12 protein-coding genes are annotated in these 15,563 nt (G+C 70.6%); 3 read left to right on the forward strand and 9 right to left on the reverse strand.

Annotated elements, in window-relative coordinates:
* Nucleotides 1-17: 17 nt before the first annotated feature.
* The 3 genes from AC1RVY_RS19895 to AC1RVY_RS19905 form a co-directional block, all read right to left on the reverse strand.
* Nucleotides 18-1,877, reverse strand: a complete 1,860-nt coding sequence (locus tag AC1RVY_RS19895) for an ABC transporter ATP-binding protein/permease (protein WP_492807865.1) — start codon at nt 1,875-1,877, stop codon at nt 18-20.
* A 147-nt stretch (nt 1,878-2,024) separates the two neighbouring features.
* A complete protein-coding gene (locus AC1RVY_RS19900) occupies nt 2,025-2,840 on the reverse strand; it encodes a BUD32 family EKC/KEOPS complex subunit (protein ID WP_492807866.1) in 816 nt (271 codons plus the stop codon).
* The gene (locus AC1RVY_RS19905; RefSeq protein WP_218296763.1) at nt 2,837-4,579 is read right to left on the reverse strand and encodes an FMN-binding glutamate synthase family protein; all 1,743 of its coding nucleotides are present in this window, start codon (nt 4,577-4,579) and stop codon (nt 2,837-2,839) included. Before AC1RVY_RS19905 ends, AC1RVY_RS19900 begins: the two co-directional genes overlap by 4 nt.
* Nucleotides 4,580-4,736: 157 nt before the next feature.
* Here AC1RVY_RS19905 and AC1RVY_RS19910 point away from each other — a divergent pair, with 157 nt between their 5' ends.
* Nucleotides 4,737-5,561 (forward strand): UPF0149 family protein, encoded by an 825-nt coding sequence (locus AC1RVY_RS19910; protein ID WP_369643606.1) that lies wholly within the window; start codon nt 4,737-4,739, stop codon nt 5,559-5,561.
* 111 nt (nt 5,562-5,672) lie between these two features.
* On the opposite strand, the gene AC1RVY_RS19915 is transcribed toward AC1RVY_RS19910, so the two are convergent.
* Together AC1RVY_RS19915 and AC1RVY_RS19920 are read right to left on the reverse strand one after the other, a co-directional pair.
* Nucleotides 5,673-7,550: a patatin-like phospholipase family protein gene (locus tag AC1RVY_RS19915; RefSeq protein WP_218296765.1), complete on the reverse strand. Its 1,878-nt coding sequence runs from the start codon at nt 7,548-7,550 to the stop codon at nt 5,673-5,675.
* Nucleotides 7,551-7,768: 218 nt separating this feature from the next.
* Nucleotides 7,769-8,662, reverse strand: coding sequence for an alpha/beta fold hydrolase (locus tag AC1RVY_RS19920; protein WP_218296766.1), 894 nt, complete (start codon nt 8,660-8,662; stop codon nt 7,769-7,771).
* A 438-nt stretch (nt 8,663-9,100) separates the two neighbouring features.
* Between AC1RVY_RS19920 and AC1RVY_RS19925 the strand changes: the two genes are divergently transcribed.
* Nucleotides 9,101-10,372 carry an IPTL-CTERM sorting domain-containing protein gene (locus AC1RVY_RS19925; RefSeq protein WP_492807867.1) on the forward strand — a complete coding sequence of 424 codons (1,272 nt, stop codon included), beginning with the start codon at nt 9,101-9,103 and terminating at the stop codon, nt 10,370-10,372.
* A gap of 130 nt (nt 10,373-10,502) precedes the next feature.
* Here AC1RVY_RS19925 and AC1RVY_RS19930 read toward each other — a convergent pair whose 3' ends face one another.
* The 4 genes from AC1RVY_RS19930 to AC1RVY_RS19945 all read right to left on the reverse strand — a co-directional run bounded on the left by AC1RVY_RS19930 (nt 10,503) and on the right by AC1RVY_RS19945 (nt 14,350).
* Nucleotides 10,503-11,030, reverse strand: a complete 528-nt coding sequence (locus AC1RVY_RS19930; protein ID WP_218296767.1) for a CinA family protein — start codon at nt 11,028-11,030, stop codon at nt 10,503-10,505.
* Nucleotides 11,027-11,557, reverse strand: coding sequence for a phosphatidylglycerophosphatase A family protein (locus AC1RVY_RS19935; protein ID WP_218341206.1), 531 nt, complete (start codon nt 11,555-11,557; stop codon nt 11,027-11,029). Before AC1RVY_RS19935 ends, AC1RVY_RS19930 begins: the two co-directional genes overlap by 4 nt.
* A 164-nt stretch (nt 11,558-11,721) precedes the next feature.
* Entirely contained in the window at nt 11,722-13,398 is a 1,677-nt protein-coding gene (locus tag AC1RVY_RS19940; protein ID WP_492807868.1) for a DUF4139 domain-containing protein, read from the reverse strand.
* A 67-nt stretch (nt 13,399-13,465) separates the two neighbouring features.
* Nucleotides 13,466-14,350 carry a LysR family transcriptional regulator gene (locus AC1RVY_RS19945; RefSeq protein ID WP_492807869.1) on the reverse strand — a complete coding sequence of 295 codons (885 nt, stop codon included), beginning with the start codon at nt 14,348-14,350 and terminating at the stop codon, nt 13,466-13,468.
* Between the two features lie 135 nt (nt 14,351-14,485).
* Between AC1RVY_RS19945 and AC1RVY_RS19950 the strand changes: the two genes are divergently transcribed.
* Nucleotides 14,486-15,526 (forward strand): NAD-dependent epimerase/dehydratase family protein, encoded by a 1,041-nt coding sequence (locus AC1RVY_RS19950; protein ID WP_492807870.1) that lies wholly within the window; start codon nt 14,486-14,488, stop codon nt 15,524-15,526.
* Nucleotides 15,527-15,563 lie beyond the last annotated feature (37 nt).

Below are 15,563 nucleotides of genomic sequence, written 5' to 3' on the forward strand. Positions count from 1 at the left end.
GCCCGCGGCGGTGGTGCTCAGCGCTCGAAGCTGAAGTCGCCCGCCGCGTGCACCTGCCATGCCCCCTCGCCGCGCAGCTCCAGCACGTGTGTGTGGTGGCGGAGCACGGCGGGGCGGTGCGCGATGCTGACCAGCGTGGTGCCGCTGGCGCGCAGGCGCTCGTAGAGCGCGGCTTCGTTGGCGCTGTCCAGCGCGCTCGTGGCCTCGTCCAGCACCACGATGCGCGGGGCATGCGCGAGCACCCGCGCAAAGGCCAGGCGCTGCTGTTCGCCGGTGGACAACAGCTTTTCCCAGTCATGCGTGGCGTCGAGCCCGCCCACGCGCCCGGCCAGGGATTCCAGGTGCACCTCCTGCAGCAGTTCCAGCAGGCGCTCGTCGGGCAGTTCCGTCTGCTTGCTGGGGTAGATGATCTGGCTGCGCAGCGTATCGACCTGCATATAGGGGCGCTGCGGCAGGAAGAACACCTCTTCCATCGGCGGGTGCCGCACCGTGCCGCTGCCCGTGCGCCACAAGCCCGCGATGGCACGCAGCAGCGAACTCTTGCCGCAGCCGCTGGGCCCGGTGATGAGCAGCGCATCGCCCGGCTGCAGCCGCAGCGACAGGTCCTGCACCAGCAGGCGGCCGAACTGCGGCGTGTACAGCGTGAGGGCTTCCAGCGCCAGCGCGTCCCCCGCGCACCGGGCGATCTGCGGCGGGGGCGCGGCCTCCGTCTCTGGCAGTGCGGCCGGGGGCGTGGAGGGCGCGGCAGCCGGTTGTTCGGCCCAGGGCGTGGGCGTGGCGGGAGTCTTGAGCACCACCTGCGACAGGGCGTGCAGCCGGTCGATGCCCGCCACGAAGCGGCTCAGGCTCTCGAAGTTGTCGACGATCAGCGAGACGGCCGTGAGCACCGCGGCGAATGCGCCCGCCGCCTGGATCGCGCGCCCGACCTCCAGTTCGCCCGACAGCACCTGGCCAGCCAGGATGATGCTGGGCAGCACCAGCGTGAGCTGGCTGAACGAGCGCTGGTAGAGATTGAGCGAGCGCTGCTTCTTGATGAGCCGTGCATAGTTGGTGAACGCGGCCTCGAACCGGTGGTCGATCTGCGCACGCTCCTGCGGTTCGCCCCGGTAGAAGGCGATGGATTCCGCGTTCTCGCGCAGCCGCATCAGGCCGAAGCGGAAATCCGCTTCGCGCCGGATCTGCCAGAAGTTCAGCCGGATCAGCGGCGCGCCGAACAGGTACAGCGCCCCGAAGGTGCCCATGAGCGCATACACCGCCAGGAAGGCCACCAGTGTGTGCGAGATGGACCACAGCACGGCGCTGAACGCCACGAGCTGCATGAGCGAGCCCAGGAAGATCAGCAGGAAGTGCGTGGAACGCCCGGTGAAGGTGTTGATGTCTTCGCTGATGCGCTGGTCGGGGTTGTCGATGTCGTTGCCCGCGCCGATCTCGTAGTAGTGGCGCTCGCCCAGGTAGCCGTCCAGGAACCGGTGCGTGAGCCAGCGGCGCCAGTGGTTGGAGAAGGCGTCGCGCATGTAGTAGTAGAAGGCGTACACCGGCACCGCGAAGGCCAGCACCACCAGGCAGGCGCGCACGGCGGCCCAGAACCGGTCCGCCTGCCTCGCGGCCAGGGCCGAGGTCATTTCCCCGGTCTTGTCGATGAGCATCACGGCCAGCTGGGTTTCGCAGACCATGAGGCCCACCAGGAGCGCGAGCAGACCCCAGGCGGTGCGTTTCCGGTCGCCCGTCCAGTACGGGCGGGCCACGGCCATGAACTGTTTCCAGGCGGCCAGGGAAAGGGTCGGCGGGCGCCTGCGGCGGGGTTTCATGGTGGGGGGAGGCGGCGCCGCGGCGGGGTGGGGTTCGGGCAGGGCAGCGGCGGCAGAGGAGTTGGGCATTGCGGAGGTCTTGAAGGGTGCGGCGCACCTGCCTGCACGATAGGTGCGCCGCCCGCAAGGCCCTGTCAGCCAATGCCTACGGCGTATTAAGGACGGCCGCGCGACCTCTTCTCTCGCCCTTGGGCGACCCGGCCGCTCGCGCGGGGCTCAGGGGGCCAGCAAGTCATACGCCGCCCGCACCCGCTGCAAGTCCCGCCCCAGCTTGCGGCTCGCAGGCAGTTGCCGCATCCACCCCATCCGGCGAACGCTGGTCGCCAGCACCTCCCGCATTTCCGTGCTCCCCCGCGCCACCCACGCCGCCCAGAGCTCGCGCCCCTCGCCCAGCGTGCCGCTCTGGTGCAGATAGATGGCCGTGGAATGCGCATAGCACAGCGCATCGCGCACATGGCATACCGGCAGCGGCAGCACGGACGCAGGATCGTCCTCGAAGTCGATGCAGGCCACTTCGCCATCGGGGCAGCGCACCAGGTTGCGCGCAAAGGCCTGGCTCAGGCACGTGCCCTGGCGGTGCACATGGGCGAGTGTGTCCAGCCCCTGTTGCCACAGTGCCAGCACGGCCGCCGTGTCGCCCGCCTGCACGGCATGGTCGATCTCGTTGCCCAGCGAATGGGTCTCCTCCCCCGTGCGGCCCAGGTGCCGCATCGCGAAGCCATCTCGCTGCGCGGCCAGCACCACGGGCACGCGCACACCCCGCGCCGCCAGGTCCGTGAGGCGCCGCACCTCGGTGGCGATGGCGGCGGTGCCGCCGGGGTTGGGCACGGGGCGCAGCACCGGGAGCCGCAGCAGGCCGGCCAGCGCGGCCATGGCGCGGTAGCGCCCCGTGCCGTGGGGCGCGCCCGCGCGCTTGATCCAGATCTGTTCGCCGCCCAGCACGTGGGCCATCACGGCGTGGGGCTGCGTGGCCAGGTGCTGCTGCAGGAAGGCGCCGTAGTCGGGGGTGTCCCCGGGGGGGTCCATCGTCATACGGCCGCGTCCCCTGCCACCGCGGCGGCGGTGCCTGCCGCCGCCGCATGGACCAGCTCCACATGGTGCGGGATGGAGGGCTCCAGCGCGGGCTCGCTGGCCTGGAAGCTGTGCGCGCTGGCCAGGGGCCAGTACAGGCGGAACACGTTGTGCTGCGCGTCCAGCGGGCCCAGCAGCGCGCCGGGCAGCATGCGCGTGATGAGGTTGGACAAGAGGCGCACCTCGGTGTCGCTGATGCGGCGCACGATGTGGTGGGCCGTGATGTCCTTGGGGTGGGTGAGGCCGGCGGCCTGCACCAGCTCCTGCAGCGCGTGCAGCGTGCTGCGGTGGAACTGCGCCACGCGCGTGGCCTTGTCGGGCACCACCAGGGCCTGCTGGCGCAGCGGGTCCTGCGTGGTCACGCCCGTGGGGCAGTGGCCAGTGTGGCAGCTTTGCGCCTGGATGCAGCCCAGCGCCATCATGAAGCCGCGCCCCGCGTTGCACCAGTCGGCGCCCAGCGCCATCATGCGGGCGATGTCGAAGGCGCTGATGACCTTGCCCGCGCAGCCGATGCGCACGCGGTCGCGCAGGTTCACGCCCACCAGGGTGTTGTGCACCAGCAGCAGGCCCTCCTGCAGCGGCGCGCCCACGTGGTCGCTGAACTCCACCGGGGCCGCGCCGGTGCCGCCCTCGGCGCCGTCGACCACGATGAAGTCGGGCGTGATGCCCGTGACCAGCATGGCCTTGACGATGGCGAACCACTCCCACGGGTGGCCCAGGCAGAACTTGAAGCCCGTGGGCTTGCCGCCCGAGAGCGTGCGCAGCCTGGCGATGAACTGCATCATCTCCACCGGGTTGCGGAAGGCGCTGTGGCTGGCGGGCGAGATGCAGGCCTCGCCTTCCTTCACGCCGCGCGCGGCCGCGATCTCGGCCGTGACCTTGGCCCCGGGCAGCACGCCGCCGTGGCCGGGCTTGGCGCCCTGGCTCAGCTTCAGCTCGATCATCTTGACCTGCGGGTCGGTGGCGTTGGCCGCAAAACGCTCTTCGCTGAACGTGCCGTCGGGATTGCGGCAGCCGAAGTAGCCCGAGCCGATCTCCCAGATCAGGTCGCCGCCGTGCACGCGGTGGTGCTGGCTGATGCTGCCCTCGCCCGTGTCGTGCGCGAAGCCGCCCTTCCTGGCGCCCTGGTTGAGCGCCAGGATGGCGTTGGCCGACAGCGCGCCAAAGCTCATGGCCGAGATGTTGAACACGCTCGCGTGGTAGGGCTGGGTGCAGGGTGAGACGGACCGCGATGGCGCGTCCGGGCTGCCGCCGATCCACACGCGAAAGTCGTGCGACGGCAGCTGCGTGGGCGCGAGCGAGTGGTTCACCCATTCGTAGCCCTGCGCGCCCACGTCCAGGTGGGTGCCGAAGGGGCGGTTGTCCGGGTCGCCCTTGGCGCGCTGGTACACCAGCGAGCGCTGCGCGCGCGAGAACGGCGCGGCCTCGCTGTCGCTTTCGATGAAATACTGGCGCACCTCGGGCCGCACGTATTCGAGCATGAAGCGGATGTGGCCGATGACCGGGTAGTTGCGCAGGATGGCGTGGCGCGACTGCTGCAGGTCGTACACGCCCACGGCCACCAGGGCGGCGAACACCAGCACCACGGGCAGTCCCACGCTAAAGGCCACCAGCGCGAACAGCGACAGCAGCAGCCCGAAAACGCACAGCGCGAAGGCCGTGTAGCGCACCGGGTACAGGGAGTTGAGTTGGTGGATCATGGGGGTCCTGATTCTGCGGGATGCCGGGCGCAAGGCGGCGAGAGGGCTACACTGGCCGCCTTTTCGCAGGCCCGGCCGCAAGCGGCGGACCTGCGCAGCATCATAGAAGTAAAAAATTGTTCTTCCTCGCCCCTGAGCGATTGACCGGAGCCCTGCCATGACCGATACCACGCCTGCCGCCGCCCCCCTGGGGCTGGGCCCCGACGAACTCGAAGAGATCGACAACATCCTGGACGACCTGCGTTCGCGCGGCGAGGAAATCCCGCAGTGGGAGTTCTGCGACGGTTTCATGACCGCCGTGATCTGCAGCCGCCGCCCCATCGCCCCCGCCGAATACCTGCCCATGCTGCTGGGCGACGGCGCCGAGCTCGATGTGGCCGAGGGCGAGCCCCTGCCGCTGCTGCCCGCCTTCGCGGATGCCGCCCAGCAGGCGCGTTTCCTCGCGCTGTGGGACCGCCGCTGGAACGAGATCGTGGCGCAGCTGGACACCAAGGTCGAAACGCTGGATGACGACCGCACCTTCCAGCCCGAGGCCATGGACATGCGCGGCGCGGTGGCCAGCCTCACCGACGAGCAGCGCGCGGAGATGGGCGACGACCAGGAAATCCCGTCCTTCGGCCAGGTCTGGGCCCTGGGCTTCATGTTCGCGGTGGAGAACTGGCCCGAGGACTGGGCCGCCCCGCGCGACAAGGAGGCCGCCCGGTGGCTGGACGACGCGCTGGACAGCATCGTCGCGCTGACCGAGGACGACACCGGCAAGCCCGAGGTCTGCATGTACAGCGAGGACGGCCCGCCCAGCACCAGCCAGGCGCGCGTCGAGGCCTTCGGCGAAGCCATCTGGGCCGTGTACGACCTGCGCCAGATCTGGAAGAGCATGGGCCCGCGCGTGGAAACGGTGCGCAAGGCCCCCGAGCCGGGCCGCAACGACCCCTGCCCCTGCGGCAGCGGCAAGAAGTACAAGAAGTGCCACGGGGCGACCTGAGTCCCGGTCTCTATCGGTCGGTTTGCTATTAAATAAATAGCAATTGGCGCTTGTCACGCAAGCGCCGCGGCCTTTTTTGATTTGAAACCCGCGCACCGCGCGGGCTGCTTCTCAGGCCGCCCGCAGCCCGCCGATGCGCTGGCGGCGCACGGCATCCAGCGCGTCGAGCACCTCGGTACCGTGCGCATAGCCCTGCTGCACGATCTGCTCGAAGCGGTTCCACTGCAGCATGCCCACGCGGTCCATGGGCGGGTTGAAGTACAGGTCGGTGAGCTGCTGCGACTGGCGCTGGCGCGACATGCTGTACAGGATGGTCACGTTCATCAGGTAGCTCGCCAGCGACGGCAGCCGGTAGCGCCGCTTGGCGCGCGGCCGCAGCTTGTCGCGCAGCAGGGCCCAGCTCGTGGGCACGTCGTCCAGGTCGATGCGCCGGGGCTTCCTGAAGTTCAGGTCCACGCCGATCACCGTGCCCACGCCGCGCATGCCGCGCATCACGTCCACCGGAAAGTTGTTGAACGTGCCGCCGTCGCACAGCAAGTCGCCCTCGTGCACCACGGGCGGCAGCGCGCCGGGGATGGAGATGCTGGCCAGCAGCGACTTCACCAGGCTGCCCCGGCGCACGACCTGCTCGCTTGCCTTGGAGTAGTTGGTGGCCACGCAGTAGTAGTTCTTCCACAGGTCCTCGATCTGCGCGGGGAAGCCCACCAGCCGCTCCACGGCCGCGTGCAGGATGTGGCGCAGGCGCCGGCCCTTGATGAGCGACAGCAGCGGCAGCAGGTTGAAGTCGCCCGTGGGGTTGGTGCGAAAGGCCTCGCGCGCATTGGCCATCACGGCCTCCAGAGGCTGGTCGGAGGCGACGTACGCCGCCATCACCGAACCGATGCTGGTGCCGCCCACGCAATCGATCTCCACGCCTTCTTCCTGCAGCGCGCGGTAGACGCCCAGGTGCGCGAAGCCGCGCGCGCCGCCACCGGCCAGCACCAGGCCCACGGCCGTGCGGCTCTGGATGCGGGCCAGGCGCGCCATGTCGCGGTCGAGGGCGGGGCGCACGTGCAGATGGTCGGCCACGGGGCGGCGGTCCAGCCAGCGCTGGGTGCCTTGCGGGCACCGGGTGCCGGCCGGGTGCAGCAGCACCAGGATCTCGGCGGCCTCGGCCAGCGGCGCGCGGCGCAGCAGGCACTGCTCCTCGATGGCGTGGAGGGCGGGCTCGGCCTGCGCGTCGGCCAGCAGCAGCAGCTCGTCGCAGTGGCGGCTCACGCGGCGGGTCCAGGGCGTGGGCTCGGGGTCGGCCACCAGCAGCACGAAGTCGTTGCGCGCCTCGATCTCGTCGAGCAGCATGGCGATGCGCCGGTTGGCCGTGGCGTCGGCGCCCTCGCGCTGCGCGATGCCGGCCTCGCGCAGTTCGGCGTCCACCGTGGCGGAATCCACCACGCGCACACGGCCGATGAGGCCCAGCTGGCGTGCCATGCCCTGGCCGAAGCCCTGCAGGTCCACCCCGGCGCTGATCGGCAGCAGCCCCATGGCCACGGGGCGCTCCAGCGCGGCCACGTTGGCGGCCGTCCCGGACTGCAGGCGCTGGATGATCTGGCGCGTGAGCGCGATGGACACCTGCGCGCTGCTGGCCAGCAGGGTCTTGAACACGTCCTTGGTCAGGCGCACCAGCACCGAGTCGCGCACGGCCACCACGGTCGCGGCGCGGGGGGCATCGGTGAACAGGCTGATCTCGCCGATCACCTGGCCGCGCCCCATGTCGGCCACGCGGCGCTGGTGGCCGTCGTCGCCACGCACATAGGCGCGCAGGCGGCCGCTCACCGTGAGGTACATCGATTCGCCCGGCTCGCCCTGCGCCATCAGCGTGCTGCCGCCGGGCACCTCCACCCATTCCAGGTGGGCCCGCAGCAGCTCCAGCGCCTCGGGCTCGATGCCGTGCAGAAAGCTGCGCAGGTGCTCGGTGAGCAGTTGGTTCTGGGTGGCGGTGAAAGGGGGCATGGTCGCGCAATCGGCAGGGCTTGTTTTGGGGGGCGCTGCGGAAAACGGGGTGCCTGCGCACAGGCGTTCGCAACGGATTCCGCAGCTGCGAAGCGGCGGATTCTAGGAACGCCGGAGCCCCTGCGCGTGCCCGGCGGCAGGCGCCGGCCGGGGCCTGCGTGAACAAATGCACGCCTGCCGCGGCGATTGTGGTCCGTGCGCGGCCCGGGCCCGCGCCGTCAGCGCATGAAGGCGCGCAGCGCGCCGGCCGTGGCCTCGGGCAATTGCTCGGGGATGAAGTGCCCGGCGGGCACGGCCTGGCCGGTCACGGCGCCCGCGCACTGCGCCTGCCACAGTGCCAGCGGATCGAACAGCCGGTGCACCACGCCGTGCTCGCCCCACAGCACCAGCGTGTCGCAGGCGATCTTCTCGCCCTGCGCGCGGCCCGTGCGGTCGTGGTCCAGGTCGATGCCCGCGCTGGCGCGGTAGTCCTCGCACGCGGTGTGGATGGCCTCGGGCGTGCAAAAGCAGCGCTCGTAGTCGGCCAGGGCCTGGGGTTCGATGTGGGCCAGGCCCGCGCTGCCCCAGCCGCCCAGCTTGGCGTGCAGGTAGGCGCGCGCGTTGCCGCCGATCATGGTCTCGGGCAGCGGCGCGGGCTGGATCAGGTGGAACCAGTGGTAGTAGGCCCGCGCGAAATCCATGTCGGTGCGGGCGTACATGTCGAGCGTGGGCGCGATGTCGATCACGCACAGCCTGCGCACGCGCGCCGCGTGGTCCAGCGCCAGGCGGTGCGCCACGCGGCCGCCCCGGTCGTGGCCGCACAGGAAGAACGCCTCATGGCCCAGCGCCGTCATGACCTCGGCCATGTCCTGCGCCATCGCGCGTTTGCTGTAGTTGGCGTGGCCGGGCAGGCCGGGGGCGTGCGACGAGTCGCCATAGCCGCGCAGGTCGGGCATCACCAAAAAGTAGTCGTGCTGCAGTTGCTGCGCCACGCGGTGCCACAGCGCATGCGTTTGCGGAAAGCCGTGCAGCAGCAAGAGCGGCGGCCCCTCGGCGTTGCCGCCCGTGCGCACAAAGATATCTGCCCCGCCCGTGGCGATACGTTGGGTGTTGAATCCTTGGAACCAGTGCATGGTGTGCGCCGCGAATGAGGTGCGCCCATGCTACACCGCAGCGCTGCAGCGCAAGAGCGCGCTGGCGGTGGACGCGGTGGTGGGTGCGCGCGAGGGGCGCGTTGGCGACCGGGTGCCCCAGTTCGCGCCGCGGGCCGCCGCCGGATCGTCTTTGCTTACGTAAAGTTACACTGACGGCCGGCTCGCGCGGTGGCACCCCGGGGTGTCCGCATGCAGCCGGCAGCAGCCTGGGGCGCGGTGCGCGGCGGCCCCGCGTGGCACCGGGTTTTCCCTCGCAGGTTCTGAATTCCACCGGTGGTTCGGCAAGGTGCTCGGCGCGAAAAAAAGAAACAGGCCCTGTGGGCCGAAAAAGGAATGGTTGTGGGTACGACAGAGATGGCCTGTACAGGCGGGGCGGGGCTTGGGGTGGGCGTGATTTCAAGGGGGCGGGGCCGGCTGATGGCACGGCTGCTGCTGCCGTGGTGCCTGTGCCTGGCGGCACCGTTTGTGCTGGCGGCTCCGGCGATGGTATCGGTCGTGCCCAGCGACTCCCCGGTGTCGGGCGGTGACGCCTTTCATTTGACGGTGACCTACGACGTCGCCATGGACACCGCCGTCAATCCTGTCATCTCGTTTCCCACGGTGGGTGAAGACCCCGGGGCGTTTCTGGTGCCCACCACCTCGACCTGGCTCGATGCCACGACGTTCCGGCAGAACTATGGCACCGCCAGCATGGTCGTGAACATCAGCCCGGTGGACGTGGCGGTCAGCGGCGCGAAGGACACCGTGGGCGCGGTCCAGTCCCCCGGCTTTCAGGCCGACGTGTTCGAGATTCTCTACATCCCTCCCCCGCATGTCGTCGACATGAAGGGTGTCATCGATGGCGGCATCCTGGTGCACCCGGCCGGCAGCGGCCATGTCCTCACCGACGCCGACATCGGGAAAACCGTCACATTCGTTATCCGGTATGACATTGCCAGCGACTATGGCGGGTGCCCCAATGGGGTGCCGCTCAACTATCTGTGCACGAACCTGGTGTTCACCAACACGGGTGGCACGCCGCTCACGCTCGGCAATGTCACATCCACATGGGCGAACCGCAACCGCTACATAGTGACCTGGACGATTGCCGATGGCGACGAGCAGTTCGACAGCATCAACGTGCTGATCGCCGGCGGCGTGGGGCGCAAGGACGACCCCGACAACAAGAACACCGATTTCGAACTCACGGGCGTGTTCAGCATCGACACCAGGAACCCCAGCGTCCTGGCGGTCGCGCCCAGCACCGCCGTATTGCGCAGCGACCTGACCACGCAGCGGGGCGGCAGCATTCTGCGCGCCGGGGAGCTCTTCACGCTGACGATCACTTTCAGCGAACCCATGGACACCGCCAGCACGCCGGTGTTGAGCTTCCCCAACCAGCCGGGCCTGGCTGCCGTACTGACGCCCACGGGCGGCAGCTGGACGGACAGCACGCACTACCTGCAGAGCTTCACCGTGGGCGCGGGAAATCTGGTGCTCCCGGCGGTCGACGTGCAGGTGACGGGAGCGCGCGACGCCCACGGCAATCCGCAGAACCTGGGCCTGCTGTCGGGGGTGTTTGCCGTGGCTCTGGGGGCGGCCATGGCCGTGCCCACGCTTTCGTCGTGGGGGCTGGTGCTGCTGGCAGGTCTGCTCGGGCTGGCAGCGATCCCTGCAAGGCGGCGCGGTGTTTTTCGCGGCCGCGCATAGGCCGACCGGCCTGCGGGCGCCGTCTCATGCGGATGTGCGTTCAACCGTATAGCCCAAGCGGAAGCCGCAGACGGTGCGGTACCGCGGCAACGCGAATCAACGGCGTGAGACGGCGCAAGGCAACGCCGCCTCAGGCGGGCAACCAGGCCAGCAGCCGCTGCAGCGCATAGCGCACCGTGGCCGTGCGGATGGCGGCGCGGTCGCCCGCAAAGTGCTGCATCTCGCTGTGGGTTTCGCCATTCACGCACCAGGCAAACCACACCGTGCCCACGGGCTTGGCATCGCTGCCGCCCGTGGGGCCGGCCACGCCGGTCACGGCCAGGCTGACCTGCGCCTGGGAATGGGTGAGCGCCCCGTCGGCCATGGCGCGGGCCACGGACTCGCTCACGGCGCCGTCCTGTTCGATCAGGGCGGCGGGCACGCCCAGCATGTCGACCTTGGCGGTGTTGGAGTAGGTGACAAAACCACGCTCGAACCACTGGCTGGAGCCCGCCAGGTCGGTGCAGGCCGCCGCGATCATGCCGCCCGAGCAACTCTCGGCGGTGGCCAGCAGGTGGCTGTGTTTCAGCAGCCGCAGGGAAATTTGCGTCAAATTGGCCTCCAGCGCTGATGTATCAAGCGCCAGCAGCTCTTCATTCGATAGCGATGCGGTTGTCATAGGAACCTCCACAGTGCAATGGCCAGCAGCGTGCAGAAGGCTGCCACAAAGTCGTCCCACAAGATACCCCAGCCGCCGCGCCAGCCAAAGCCCTTGAACAGGCTGTCGGCCCAGCCCACGGGGCCGGGCTTGGCGGCATCGAAGAAGCGGAACAGCGCGAATGCCGCGAGCTGCCCCCACCAGCCCATGGGCATGGCCAGCCACAGCACCAGCCAGAAGGCCACCACCTCGTCCCACACGATGCTGCCGGGGTCGGCCACTGCCATGTTGCGGGCGGTGGTGGTGCAGGCCCACCAGCCCACCACGGTGCTCCCTGCAATCAGCAGGCCCATGTGCTGGGGCGACAGCCATTGCTGCAGCACCAGGTAGCTCAGCCAGGCCCACAGCGTGCCCACGGTGCCCGGCGCCACGCGCGACAGCCCGGCGCCAAAACCCAGGGCGATGAAGTGGGCCGGGTGAGAAAACATGAACGCCACGGTGGGGCGCCGGGGGGCGGGTGTGTGGGCGGAAGGAGAGCTGGGGGTCATATCAACAATCAACGGTGCTTCGTGCAACCCACGGCGTATGGAGCTGGCGCGCACAAGGCCAGCGTACCTGTGAAACTGGCTTTGCCAGGCCACCGGGTGCGTCCCCTTCCCGCGCAGCGAGAGAGGGGTGAAGGCGCGAAGCGCCTCAGGGGGTGCCTCATCATTTACTGGCGCTCTTGCAGCTCCACATCCTTGGGATACCGGATCGTGTGCTCGGCGCTGAACTGCGCCGTGGCGCCCGCGCCCAGGGCCTGCTGCCAGGCCACGGTGCCGGGCGTGCGGTTCCAGGCCATGTCGGCGGGCTGGGGATGGTAGCGCGATTCGACCTCGATCTTCTCGTTGCGCGAGACCGGCGCGGCATGCAGCACCTGCAGCGTGATGCCGGTCTTGTGGCGGTTTTCCACGCTGTAGGCGCGGCGGGTCTTGCGCTCGGTGCGCGAGCCGGTGAAGCCCGTGCTGCCGGTCAGGTCCTGCGCGGGCTCGGCCCGCACCGTGACCAGTTCATCGCGGCCGAACGACAGGCTGGTGCTGCCCGCCGGAGCGCCCGGGCTGGGCGTGCCGAAGTCGATGCGCCCGCTGCCCACGAACGCTCCGTCGCGGTACAGGCCCGCCGGGCCCGCGGGCCACACGCCGGGCGGCTGGGCGATGTCGGCCACCAGGTAGGCGGCTTCTTCCACGGCGGGGGCCGTGCGGGTGATCAGCGTGGCGGGCGCGGCGTGGCTGCCCAGCGCCAGCGTCACGCGCTGGCCGCTCGATGGCACGGTGATGCGCTGCGGCACCGCGAATTCGGTGGCGAAACCCTTGTCGGTGGCGCTCACGTCGAATGTGGGCATGGCCTCCTCGGCCACATTGCGCGCGCGGGCCGCGGGCGCGGGGGCGGGCGGGGCCATGGCCATCATGGGGGCCGCCGCGGCCACGGGCTGCGGCGGCGGTGCCACGTCCAGCGTCCAGGCGCGCGGCAGGCGGCCCTGGGTGGCGCGGCCGGGCTGGCCGGTGGAAAGGGTCAGCTGCACGTTGCCCCAGTCCTCGCCGCTGTTTTGCGCCACCAGCGCCTGGCGCTCGACCAGCACCTTGGCTTGGCCGGCGTCCAGCGTGGCGCGGTAGGTGGGCTGCCAGCCCGGGCCGCGCACCTGGTAGGACAGGCGCAACTCGGCCTCGCGCTCGGTGGCGAGGTTGATGGTGACCGACACCACGCGCGCGCGCTGGCTGGCCACGCGCTCGCGCTCGGCCACCAGGGGCTTGAGCGCCAGTTCCAGCGATTCCTGCTTGCGCTGGAGCTGGTGCGCGCGCGCAAAGCTGTCCTTCCCGGACTTGCGCAGCACCTCGGCCGTCGCGGTGATCTGCGCGGGTGCGGGGGCGAGGCCGCCGGTGCGGCCCGCCGCCGCCGCATCGCCGGGGGCGGGCCCCGCGTGGGCCACGCCGCGCAGGTAGCTATCCACCAACTGCAGCGCCGAGGCCTCGGCCTTCACGCCGGCGATCTGGTCCTCCAGCTCGCGGATGCGGCCGTCCAGGGGGCTGGCGCAGGCGGCCACCACATCGCGGTCTTCGGTGAGCACATTGAACTCGCCCACCCGCACGCCGGGGTCGGCGTTGATCTGCAGGCTTTGCGCATCCAGCGACGCGGGCAGGCAGGCCAGCGTGAGGCTGCGCGCGCCGGCGGGCACCTTGGCCACGCGCTCCACGGTGGCGCTGCCCGGATAGACGGTGACGCGCGTGATGCGCGAGGTGTCCTGGGCCAGGGCTGCCGGGGCCGCGTTGCACAGCACGGCCAGGCAGGCCAGGCACGTGTGCCGCAGCGGGCGTGGAGCGCGCAAGCGCAGGGCGATGGGGAAGTGGATCACGGGGTTCCTCGGGCGCGGTGGACAAACGGAAATGGGATGCTAGCAGCCGTGTGGCGTTGCCGGATGCTCACAGCATCCCCGGGACCTCGTGCGCCAGGAAGTCATACACGGCGCGGATCCTGCGGCTGGTGCGGATCTCGCGGTGGACCGTGAGCCAGATGGGCAGCTCGGGCAGGGGCAGCAGGGGCAGCACGGCCACCACCTCGGGATCGGTGCGGGCCAGGTAGCGGCCGACGAAGCCGATGCCCAGGCCCGCGCGCACGGCCGCCCAGTAGGCCATGAGATCGTCGGTGCGGAACGCGAAATGCTGGCGTTCCACCGGGTAGCCCATGGCCGCGAAGCCCTGCGGAATGTCCTCGTGCCGGTCGTTGCCGATCAGCTCGTGCTGCAGCAGGTCGGCCGGCTGGCGCGGCACGCCCTTGCGGCGCAGGTAGTCGCGGTGGGCGTAGGCGCCCAGGGTCACCGCGCCGATGCGCCTGGCCACCAGGCTGGCCTGGCTGGGGCGCACCATGCGCAGCGCGATGTCGGCCTCGCGGCGCAGCAGGTTGGTGACCTCGTTGCTGGCCACCAGCTCCACCTGCACCTCGGGCAGCGCCTGCCGCATGCGCGCGAGCACGGGGGGCAACAGCGCGCAGGCCACGGGCTGGCTGGCGGTGATGCGCACGGTGCCGCTCACCCCGGCTTGCGCGCCCGACACGCTGCGCGCGAGCTGGTGCGCGCCGGCCTCCATCGCGCGCGCCGATTCGGCCAGCTGGAGCGCCGTGGCCGTGGGCAGCAGCCCGCGCCCGGTGCGCTCGAACAGCACCACGCCCAGCTGTGCCTCCAGCTCGGCGATGTGGCGGCCGATGGTGGGCTGGCTCGCGTTCAGCACGCGCGCCGCGCCCAGCAGGCTGCCCTGGTCGAGCGCGGCCAGGAAGGACTGCACCAGGCTCCAGTCGAAGGTCTGATTCATGGGGCGGCGGCGTGCTCCGGTTTCTGCGGGCCTTGCTATTCAAAAATGAATTGCTGATATGAAAAGTTAGGCAATTGTGTAGTTCGCCGCGCATTTCCACAATCACCCCATTCCTTCTTTTCACAAAGGCCCCCAATGACCACCAGCGCCACGCCCAGCACCGCCGCCCCGGCGGCTTCCACCGTGCTGATCCTTGGAGGCCGGGGCCGCCTGGGGCAGGCCGCCGCCCGCGCTTTCGCCCAGGCGGGCTGGCAGGTGCTGGCGCAGGTGCGGCCGGGCGCCCAGGGAGCGGCACTGCCGGCCATCCCCGGCGTGTGGTGGCTGCCCGCGGCGGTGCAGGACACCCCCGCGCTGGCGGCGCAGGCCCGGGGCGCCCAGGTGGTGGTGCATGCGCTCAACCCGGCCTACACGCACAAGGCCTGGCGCGACGAGGCGCCCGCCCTCATGGAGGCGGCGGTCGCCGTCACGCGCACGCTGGGCGCCACGCTCATGCTGCCCGGGAACGTCTACAACTTCGGCGAGGCCATGCCCGCCGTGCTGCGCGAGGACACGCCCCAGGCCGCCACCGGCTTCAAGGGCCGCCTGCGCGTGCAGCTCGAGCAGCGCCTGGCCGCCGCCACGCGGGACGGCGGACTGCGGGCGGTGGTGGTGCGCGCGGGCGACTTCTTTGGCAGCGGCACGGGCAGCTGGCTCGACCAGGCCATCGCCAGGGAGCTGCCCCGGGGCCGCATCACCTGGCCCGGCCCGCTGGACGTGGCCACGCCCTGGGCCTACCTGCCCGACCTGGCGCGTGCCTTCGTGCGCGTGGCCCAGGAGCGGCATCGCCTGGCCGCCTTTGAATGCCTGCATTTCGCGGGGCACCACGCCAGCGCCCGGCAATGGCTGCACAGCTTCACGGCCATTGCCGCGGAACAGGGCTGGCTGCCCGATGCCGGCGCGCTGCGGGTAGGGCGGCTGCCCTGGCCGCTGCTGCGCATCGCGGGCGCCGTGGCGCCCACGTTCGCCGCGCTGGCGGCCATGCGCTACCTGTGGAGCATGCCGCACCGGCTGGACAACACGCGCCTGCGCGCGCTCATCGGCGATGAACCCCACACGCCCTTCGACCAGGCGGTGCGCCAGGCGCTCGCCGACCTGGGGCTGCTGGCGCCGCAGGCGCGCCGTGCCGCGCTGGCCTGACCCGTGTCTGTCTTTCTCACCCCTCCAAGGAGCGTCT

Source organism: Acidovorax sp. GW821-FHT11A03 (assembly GCF_058809075.1).

Bases quoted from the DNA above. Each gene is read 5' to 3' on its own strand.
- AC1RVY_RS19905 (WP_218296763.1), bottom strand. From the start codon at position 4,579: ATGATCCACCAACTCAACTCCCTGTACCCGGTGCGCTACACGGCCTTC.
- AC1RVY_RS19900 (WP_492807866.1), bottom strand. From the start codon at position 2,840: ATGACGATGGACCCCCCCGGGGACACCCCCGACTACGGCGCCTTCCTG.
- AC1RVY_RS19915 (WP_218296765.1), bottom strand. From the start codon at position 7,550: ATGCCCCCTTTCACCGCCACCCAGAACCAACTGCTCACCGAGCACCTG.
- AC1RVY_RS19950 (WP_492807870.1), top strand. From the start codon at position 14,486: ATGACCACCAGCGCCACGCCCAGCACCGCCGCCCCGGCGGCTTCCACC.
- AC1RVY_RS19910 (WP_369643606.1), top strand. From the start codon at position 4,737: ATGACCGATACCACGCCTGCCGCCGCCCCCCTGGGGCTGGGCCCCGAC.
- AC1RVY_RS19930 (WP_218296767.1), bottom strand. From the start codon at position 11,030: ATGACAACCGCATCGCTATCGAATGAAGAGCTGCTGGCGCTTGATACA.
- AC1RVY_RS19895 (WP_492807865.1), bottom strand. From the start codon at position 1,877: ATGCCCAACTCCTCTGCCGCCGCTGCCCTGCCCGAACCCCACCCCGCC.
- AC1RVY_RS19920 (WP_218296766.1), bottom strand. From the start codon at position 8,662: ATGCACTGGTTCCAAGGATTCAACACCCAACGTATCGCCACGGGCGGG.
- AC1RVY_RS19945 (WP_492807869.1), bottom strand. From the start codon at position 14,350: ATGAATCAGACCTTCGACTGGAGCCTGGTGCAGTCCTTCCTGGCCGCG.
- AC1RVY_RS19935 (WP_218341206.1), bottom strand. From the start codon at position 11,557: ATGACCCCCAGCTCTCCTTCCGCCCACACACCCGCCCCCCGGCGCCCC.
- AC1RVY_RS19925 (WP_492807867.1), top strand. From the start codon at position 9,101: ATGGCACGGCTGCTGCTGCCGTGGTGCCTGTGCCTGGCGGCACCGTTT.